10 protein-coding genes and 1 pseudogene are annotated in these 7,717 nt (G+C 66.2%); all 11 read left to right on the forward strand.

Annotated elements, in window-relative coordinates; translation table 11 throughout:
• Positions 1-12: 12 nt before the first annotated feature.
• Entirely contained in the window at positions 13-840 is an 828-nt protein-coding gene (gene thiD, locus M511_RS16275; protein WP_085502752.1) for a bifunctional hydroxymethylpyrimidine kinase/phosphomethylpyrimidine kinase, read from the forward strand.
• Positions 837-1,814: an FAD-dependent oxidoreductase gene (locus M511_RS16280; protein WP_010392185.1), complete on the forward strand. Its 978-nt coding sequence runs from the start codon at positions 837-839 to the stop codon at positions 1,812-1,814. Before thiD ends, M511_RS16280 begins: the two co-directional genes overlap by 4 nt.
• Entirely contained in the window at positions 1,798-1,995 is a 198-nt protein-coding gene (gene thiS, locus M511_RS16285; RefSeq protein ID WP_085502753.1) for a sulfur carrier protein ThiS, read from the forward strand. Before M511_RS16280 ends, thiS begins: the two co-directional genes overlap by 17 nt.
• Before the next feature lies 1 nt (position 1,996).
• Positions 1,997-2,761 carry a thiazole synthase gene (locus M511_RS16290; protein ID WP_010392181.1) on the forward strand — a complete coding sequence of 255 codons (765 nt, stop codon included), beginning with the start codon at positions 1,997-1,999 and terminating at the stop codon, positions 2,759-2,761.
• Positions 2,758-3,354, forward strand: coding sequence for a thiamine phosphate synthase (locus tag M511_RS16295; protein ID WP_085502754.1), 597 nt, complete (start codon positions 2,758-2,760; stop codon positions 3,352-3,354). The genes M511_RS16290 and M511_RS16295 overlap by 4 nt, the downstream gene beginning before the upstream one ends.
• Complete coding sequence (locus M511_RS16300; protein ID WP_176224571.1) at positions 3,351-4,310, forward strand: HesA/MoeB/ThiF family protein; 960 nt, start codon at positions 3,351-3,353, stop codon at positions 4,308-4,310. The genes M511_RS16295 and M511_RS16300 overlap by 4 nt, the downstream gene beginning before the upstream one ends.
• Positions 4,310-5,251, forward strand: coding sequence for an ABC transporter substrate-binding protein (locus M511_RS16305; protein ID WP_010392175.1), 942 nt, complete (start codon positions 4,310-4,312; stop codon positions 5,249-5,251). Before M511_RS16300 ends, M511_RS16305 begins: the two co-directional genes overlap by 1 nt.
• Positions 5,248-5,922, forward strand: coding sequence for a thiaminase II (tenA, locus tag M511_RS16310; RefSeq protein WP_085502756.1), 675 nt, complete (start codon positions 5,248-5,250; stop codon positions 5,920-5,922). Before M511_RS16305 ends, tenA begins: the two co-directional genes overlap by 4 nt.
• Positions 5,919-6,638 (forward strand): ABC transporter ATP-binding protein, encoded by a 720-nt coding sequence (locus tag M511_RS16315; protein ID WP_085502757.1) that lies wholly within the window; start codon positions 5,919-5,921, stop codon positions 6,636-6,638. The genes tenA and M511_RS16315 overlap by 4 nt, the downstream gene beginning before the upstream one ends.
• Positions 6,635-7,366 carry an ABC transporter permease gene (locus M511_RS16320; RefSeq protein WP_085502758.1) on the forward strand — a complete coding sequence of 244 codons (732 nt, stop codon included), beginning with the start codon at positions 6,635-6,637 and terminating at the stop codon, positions 7,364-7,366. Before M511_RS16315 ends, M511_RS16320 begins: the two co-directional genes overlap by 4 nt.
• Before the next feature lie 74 nt (positions 7,367-7,440).
• Positions 7,441-7,717, forward strand: a pseudogene (locus M511_RS16325) (IS701 family transposase); the annotation flags it as partial.

Below are 7,717 nucleotides of genomic sequence, written 5' to 3' on the forward strand. Positions count from 1 at the left end.
GAAAGGCGGGCCATGCCGGGATTTCCTTCCCCACCTATCGCGCTGACGATTGCCGGATCGGATAGCAGCGGCGGCGCCGGGATTCAGGCCGATCTGAAAAGCTTTTCAGCACTCGGCGTCTTTGGCGCTTCTGTGATCACAGCCATCACCGCCCAGAACACCCGCACCGTTGCGGCGGTCGAACCCGTCAGCCCGGCGATGATCGCCGCCCAGATCGATACGGTCTTTGGTGATCTTGATGTGCGCGCGGTCAAGATCGGCATGCTGGGCGGCCCGGATGTGATCACGGTGGTGGCCGACCGTCTGACCGCGCTTCTGGCAGCCAATCCGATCCCGGTGGTGCTTGACCCGGTGATGGTGGCAAAGTCGGGCGACCCGCTTTTGCCGGACGAGGCAGTCTCGGCCCTGCGTGAACGGCTTATCCCGCTTGCGACCGTTCTGACGCCGAACCTGCCCGAGGCCGCGCGGCTTCTGGATCGCGCCCCCGCGCAAACCCCGGATGAGATGCGGGCGCAGGGCAAGGCACTTTGCGCCCTTGGCGCCACGCATGTGCTGATGAAGGGTGGCCATGCCAGCGGAGAGACCTGCACCGACCTGCTGATCGGAGCCGAACCGCTGACCCTGACCGCACCGCGCCAGCACACAGCGAACACCCATGGCACCGGATGCTCACTGTCCTCGGCCATCGCGGCAGGGCTTGCGCAGGGGATGACGGTGCCGGATGCGGCAGACCGCGCGCATGGCTGGTTGCAGGGTGCAATTGCGGCCGCAGATGAGCTGGCGGTGGGGCTGGGCCATGGGCCCGTGCATCATTTCCACGCGCTATGGAGGCAGGCATGACCGCGATTACCATTCTGGGCGCGGGGGTGATGGGTCTCTCGATTGCGACCGAACTGGCCGCGCGTGGGAAACAGCCGCGTATCATCGACCCTGCCGGCAAGCCCGGCTCACATGCCTGCAGCTGGCGCGCGGGCGGCATGCTTGCCCCCTATTGCGAGGCCGAAAGCGCCGAGCCGGTGGTGCTGCGCCTTGGCCTCGACGCCGCCGATTGGTGGGAAGCAAATGGCGCCGAGGTCACCCGGCGAGGCACGCTTGTGCTTGCCCCCTCACGCGACCGGACCGAACTTGACCGCTTTGCCCGGCTGACCAAGGCTCATCAGCCGGTGACCGGTGACGATATCGCGACGCTGGAACCCGAACTGGCCGGCCGCTTTTCGCGCGGGCTGCATTTCGGCACCGAGGCGCATCTGAACCCCCGCGCCGCCCTGCTGGCTCTGCGCGACCGGCTGGAACAGCGCGGCATCCGTATCGAGACCGAGGGCGCACCGACCGGCATGATCGTCGATGCGCGCGGCCTTGCTGCCAGGGACGAGCTGCCCGATCTGCGCGGCGTGCGCGGCGAAATGCTGGTGCTGCGCTGTCCCGAGGTCACGCTGACCCGCACCGTGCGGCTTTTGCATCCGCGCATCCCGCTTTACGTCGTGCCGCGTGGCGACGGGGTCTATATGATCGGCGCGACCATGCTGGAAACCGGCGGCAAGTATCGCGTCACCGCCCGTTCGGCGGTCGAAATGCTGTCGGCTGCCTATGCCCTGCATCCGGGCTTTGCCGAGGCCGAGATCCTTGAGCTTGGCTCGGACGCGCGCCCCGCCTTTCCCGACAATCTGCCCCGCCTGCGCCGGCGCGGTGGCACGCTTTTCGCCAACGGCCTTTACCGCCACGGCTACCTTCTGGCCCCTGCCGTGGCACGTATGGCCGCCGATTATCTGCTTGAGGGCCGGAAACCGGAGTTCATGGATGAAGATCACCCTTAACGGAGCGCCGCGCGACCTGACCGGCCCGTCCGTGCAGGACGTGCTGACCGAAATCGGACTTGGTACGGCCAAGGTGGCAACGGCACTGAACGGTGCCTTCCTGCCCGCCGCGGCCCGCCCGGAAACGACGCTCAGCGACGGCGACGCGCTGGAAGTCGTGGCCCCCATGCAAGGAGGCTGAGATGCCGGTCTTTTACGGAACCGAGGTCGCAAGCCCGCTGATGCTGGGCACCGCGCAATACCCCTCGCCCGCGATCATGGCCGAGGCATTCCGCGCCTCGGGCGCTGGCATCGCCACCGTCAGCCTGCGCCGCGAAGGCGGCGGCGGGCAGGACTTCTATCGCCTGATCCGCGATCTGGGCATCCCCGTCCTGCCCAATACCGCCGGCTGCCATTCGGTACGCGAGGCCGTGACCACCGCCCAGATGGCACGCGAGCTGTTCGAGACGCCCTGGATCAAGCTTGAGGTCATCCGCGACGACGACACACTTTGCCCCGATGTGATCGCGCTGGTCGAGGCGGCACGGGCGCTGTCCGGGGACGGCTTTCAGGTATTCCCCTATTGCACCGAGGATCTGTCGGTCTGCGGACGGCTGCTTGATGCGGGCTGCGAGGTGCTGATGCCCTGGGGCGCGCCCATCGGCTCGGGCCGGGGGCTGAACAATCCCTATGGGCTGCGCAGCCTTCGGGCGCATTTCCCCGGTATCCCGCTGGTGGTCGATGCAGGCATCGGCCTGCCAAGTCACGCCGCGCAGGCGATGGAGCTGGGCTATGACGCGGTGCTGCTGAACACCGCCGTCGCCAAGGCAGGCGATCCGGTCGCGATGGCCCGCGCCATGGCATCGGCGATCGAGGCCGGAAAACTGGCCCATGGCGCAAACCCGATCGAGGCACGCGACATGGCCGCGCCTTCGACCCCTCTGTTTGGAATGGCGGTGCTGGGATGAAATTGCCGCGCTTTTACCCGATCTTTGACAGCGCCGATTGGCTGCGCCGCGCCCTGCCTCTGGGCGTGAAACTGGTTCAGGTCCGCATCAAGGACCAGCCCCCGGCCCGGCTGATGGGCGAGCTGGCATTGTGTCGGGAACTTTGCCGCGATCACGGCGCGACGCTGGTCGTCAATGATCACTGGCAGGCCGCCATCGACCTTGGCTGTGATTTCATCCATCTGGGACAAGAGGATCTGGACACCGCCGACCTGCCGGCGATCCGCCGCGCCGGGCTGCGGCTTGGCATCTCGACCCATGACCATGCCGAGTTGGAGCGGGCGCAGGCCCTTAAGCCTGATTACATCGCCCTGGGCCCGGTATGGCCGACCATTCTGAAAAAGATGAAATGGGAACAGCAGGGCCTTGACCGCGTCCGCGAATGGCGCAGGCTGGTGGGCGAGACGCCGTTGGTCGCCATCGGCGGCATGACACCCGGGCGCACGCTGGAAGCCTTTGCCGCGGGCGCGGATATTGCTTCGGTTGTCACCGACATCACGCTGAATCCCGACCCCGAGGGCCGCATCCGCGAATGGCAGCGGGTGGCGGCATGACCCGCTATGCCCGCCAGATGGTCCTGCCCGAGGTCGGCGCAGCGGGGCAAGAGCGTATCTCTGCCGCCCGCGTGCTGATCGTCGGCGCGGGCGGTCTGGGTGTGCCCGCACTGCAATATCTTGCCGGGGCAGGCATCGGGCAGATCACCCTGATCGACGCTGATACGGTCGAGGAAACGAACCTGCACCGCCAGCCGCTGTACCGGATCGACGACATCGGTCAGCCCAAGGTCCGCGCCGCCGCGCAGGCGCTGGCGCGGCTGAACCCTGCCGTTAAGGTCGAGGCGCTAAAGGACCGGCTGACACCCGTGAATGCGCCTGCGCTGATCGCGGCGGCGGATGTGGTGCTGGATTGCGCCGACAGCTATGCGGCCAGCTACACCTTGTCTGATGGCTGCCTTGCAGCGGGAAAGCCGCTGATCTCGGCCTCGGCGCTGGGGCTTTCGGGCTATGTCGGCGGGTTCTGCGGCGGTGCGCCCAGCCTGCGCGCGCTTTTCCCCGACCCGCCTGACAGCGGCCAGACCTGCGCGACCGCTGGCGTGCTTGGCCCTGTCGTCGGGATGCTGGGCTGTATTCAGGCCCAGATGGCGCTGCGGCTGATCCTTGGCACCACGCCCTCGCCCTTGGGTGAGTTCGTTCGCTTTGAGGCCGGCCGCTTCAGTCAGTTCCGCTTTGACGCCGCGCCCGAAACCACCGGCCCCCGCTTTATCGCACGTGATGAAATCACCCCAGCTGATCTGGTCATCGACCTGCGCCCCGAAGACGAGGCGCCGCGCAAGGCCACCCCGCAGGCGCTGCGCCTGCCCGGATATGGCCCAACCGGTCCCCTGCCCGAGCCCGGTCAGCGTGTGGTGCTGGCCTGCCGTTCGGGTCTGCGTTCCTGGCGCGCCGCCGACGCGCTTTCCCACCGTTGGGATGGCGAAATCGCCCTTCTTGCCCTTGGAGACGAGAATTGATGAAACATTTCACCCTTGCCGCCGCCTTTGCCCTGCTGGCCCAGCCAGTGCTGGCCGAGGATAAGGTCACGCTGATCCTTGACTGGTTCGTGAACCCCGACCATGCGCCGATCATCGTTGCGCAGGAAAAGGGCTTCTTCAAGGACGAGGGGCTTGAGGTCGAGATCGTCGCCCCCGCCGATCCTTCGGATCCGCCCAAACTGGTCGCCGCGGGCAAGGCCGATTACGCCATCAGCTACCAGCCGCAACTGCATCTGCAGGTGCATGAGGGCCTGCCCCTGCGCCGCGTCGGCACGCTGGTCGCAACGCCGCTGAACTGTCTGATGGTCAAGGCCGATGGTCCGGTGCAAGAGATTGCGGATCTCAAGGGCAAAAAGATCGGCTATTCCGTCTCGGGCGTCGAAGAGGCGCTGGTGGGCCAGATCCTTGCCTCGGCCGGGCTGACGATGAACGATATCGAGATGGTCAACGTAAACTGGTCGCTGTCGCCCGCATTGATTGCCGGTCAGGTCGATGCCACCATCGGCGCCTATCGCAATTTTGAGCTGACGCAGATGCGGCTCGAGGGGGCCGAGGGCAAATGTTTCTTTGTCGAGGAACAGGGCGTTCCGACCTATGACGAGCTGATCTTTGTCGCCAACCCCGACAATCTGGATCGCGACCGCACCCTGCGCCTGCTGCGCGCGGTCGAACGCGGCGCACAATATATGGTCAACCACCCCGGCGAAGCATGGGAGCTGTTCTCGGCCACCGCGCCCGACCTCAAGGACGAGCTGAACTCTGAGGCGTGGAAGGAAACGCTGCCGCGCTTTTCGCAAAGCCCCGCCGCACTGGATCAGGGCCGTTATGCCCGGTTCGAGGAATTCCTGCACAAGGCCGGCCTGATCGACAAGGTGCTGCCCGTCTCGGATCTGGCGGTGGATGTGGGGGCCGCGCAATGACCAGCTATGGCCACGCCTTCGCCGCCTGGCGCGCCGCCTGCCAACCGGATTGGGATGCCTATACCCGTCATTCCTTTGTCGAAGGATTGCGCGACGGCACCCTGCCGCAATCGGCTTTTCTGACCTATCTGGTTCAGGACTATCTGTTCTTGCAGAACTTTTCGCGCGCATGGGCGCTGGCCGTGGTCAAGGCTGGTGATCTTACGGAAATGCAGACCTGCTCGACCACGGTTCACACGCTGCTGAACCATGAAATGGACTTGCATGTGCGCACCTGCGCCAGCGCCGGCATGGATCGCGAGGTGCTGAGCAACGCCCAAGAGGCGGTGACCAATATCGCCTATACCCGCTATGTGCTCGAGGCAGGCTATTCGGGCGATTTTCTGGACCTGCTTGCGGCGCTGATGCCTTGCGTGCTGGGCTATGGCGAAATCGGGCTGCGGCTTGCACGCGAGGCAGCACCCGACACGCCCTACCGGAACTGGATCGACACCTATGCGGGCGAGGAATATCAGGCGGCCTGCGCCGAGGCCGGGGCGCTGCTTGACAGCGCGATCCGCAAACGGCTGGGCGACACCCCCGAACAAAGCCCCCGATGGGCCGCGCTCTCTGACCGCTTTGCGACCGCAACCCGGCTTGAGGTCGCGTTCTGGGAACTGGGCAAGCCATGACCGCCGCGGCAGCGCTGGTCCGTGGCCGTGCCTGGGTGGGCGAGGCCCCGTTGTTCGCACCGGTCGACCTGCGGCTTGAAGGTGCGGGCTGGACCTGCCTGCTTGGCCCCTCGGGTGTCGGCAAATCAACCATCCTGCGGCTGATCGCCGGGCTTGAAACCGGAGCACGCTTTGAGGGTGAGGCGACGCGCGACAAGCCCGTGGCGCTGATGGCGCAGGACCCGGGCCTGATCCCCTGGCTTGATGTGACAGGCAATGTCACGCTTGGCGCAAGGCTGCGCGGCACGCTGCGACAAGGGGACGAGCCCGCCGCCCGCGCGGCCGCGCTGATCGAGGCCGTGGGGCTTACCGACCGCGCCCATCACCTGCCGGCGAATCTTTCGGGCGGGCAGCGCCAGCGCGTCGCCCTTGCCCGGACTCTGTTCGAGGACCGGCCGCTGGTGCTGCTTGATGAGCCCTTTTCGGCGCTTGACGCGCGGACGCGGGCACAGATGCAGGACCTGGCCGCGCGGCTGCTGGAAGGGCGTACGGTGCTGCTCGTTACCCATGACCCGGCCGAGGCAGCGCGGCTTGGCGACCGGATTCTGCTGCTGCGAGAGACGGGGCTGACCGAATGGCCGGTCCCGACCCTGCGCCCCAAAGGCGCCGCCCGCCCCTATGACGCGCCCGAGGTCCTGCAATTGCAGGCCCGGCTGATGCGGGGGATGATGGCGTGAGAACAGTTATCGCGCTGATCGTCACCGTTCTGGTGCTGTGGCAGGGGGTCATCTGGCTGGCCGGCATGCCACCCTTTCTGCTGCCCTCGCCCCGCGCGGTGCTCGAGGCGCTGTGGCTGAACCGGGCCGAGATCACCCGTCACGCCGGTTTCACGCTGGCCGAGGTGGTGCTGGGCTTTACCCTTGGCTCGGCCCTGGGGGCGGCGCTGGCGGTGGTGATGGGCTTTTCGCAAAAGCTGACCGGTGTGCTGCGCCCAATCCTGACATTCAGCCAGACCATTCCGGTCTTTGCGCTGGCGCCGATCCTGACGCTGTGGCTGGGCTTTGGCATGTCACCCAAGGTCGCCATGACGGTGCTTATTGTCTTTTTCCCGGTGGTCAGCGCCTTTCTGGACGGGCTGATGCGGACGCCTCAGGCTGCGCTGGATCTGGCGCAGGTCATGGGCGCCAGCCCCATCCGTATCATGCGCCACCTGCGCATCCCTGCAGCACTGCCAGGCCTTGCGACCGGGCTGCGCCTGGCGGCAGTCTATGCCCCGATCGGGGCGGTGATCGGCGAATGGGTCGGCGGCGCACGCGGCCTTGGGGCGCTGATGATCCACGCCAACGGCCGGATGAAGACCGATCTGGTCTTTGCCGCCCTGTTGGTGCTGTCGGTAATGACCGTAGTCTTTGCCCGGCTGGTGGCATTGGCGCTGCACCGCCTGCTTGCGCGCTATGGGGTCTGAGCGCCTATCATTACAGTTGCGTTTTCATCTCATTTCTGAATCACTGGGCTACCATGATTTGAATGGGGTCATGGATGTCGGGATTAGCTGTCGAGGAAACGCTTGAGCTGTGGGCTTCGTCGCTTCGGGACGTGAAGTTGCGGATGCGGGTGCTGTTCACGCAGGAACGGGTTGCGGTATCGGCAGGGCAGTTTCTCGATGGCCTGCTGGGAGACGAACGGCGCAAGACCGGATGGATGCGGGCAGACGCCGCTGGCGACAAGGGTCCCTGGCGGCAGCAGGCGATCCTCGGTCGGGTGCACTGGGATGCCGATGCCTTGCGCAACATCGTGCGCGACTATGCGCTGGAAA

This window comes from Paracoccus sp. J56 (assembly GCF_019633685.1).
Taxonomy (GTDB): domain Bacteria; phylum Pseudomonadota; class Alphaproteobacteria; order Rhodobacterales; family Rhodobacteraceae; genus Paracoccus; species Paracoccus kondratievae.